Consider the following 393-nt stretch of genomic DNA (forward strand, 5'->3'; position numbering starts at 1 on the left):
CAGCTGTACCAGCTAAGAGGACGAGTCGGGCGTTCGAACCGTGTCGCTTATGCTTATTTCACGTATCGAAAAGATAAAGTTCTTTCTGAAGTTGCGGAGAAAAGACTTCAAGCCATTAAAGAATTCACAGAGCTCGGATCTGGGTTTAAAATTGCGATGCGTGATTTAACGATTCGAGGAGCAGGGAATTTACTTGGTGCTCAGCAGCATGGCTTCATTGATTCGGTTGGATTCGATCTCTATTCTCAAATGCTGAAAGAAGCCATTGAGGAAAGAAGAGGCGATACAACGGCTCAAGATAAATTCGAGCCAGAAATTGATCTGCAAATTGATGCTTACATCCCAGACACTTATATTTCGGATGGCAAGCAAAAGATTGAAATGTATAAACAG

General features: G+C 42.2%; 1 pseudogene. It reads left to right on the forward strand.

From position 1 onward, the window contains the following. Window positions 1–393 (forward strand): annotated as a pseudogene (locus tag GFC01_RS18525) (TRCF domain-containing protein); the annotation flags it as partial.

This window comes from Desulfofundulus thermobenzoicus (genome assembly GCF_009428905.1).
Taxonomy (GTDB): domain Bacteria; phylum Bacillota; class Desulfotomaculia; order Desulfotomaculales; family Desulfovirgulaceae; genus Desulfofundulus_A; species Desulfofundulus_A thermobenzoicus.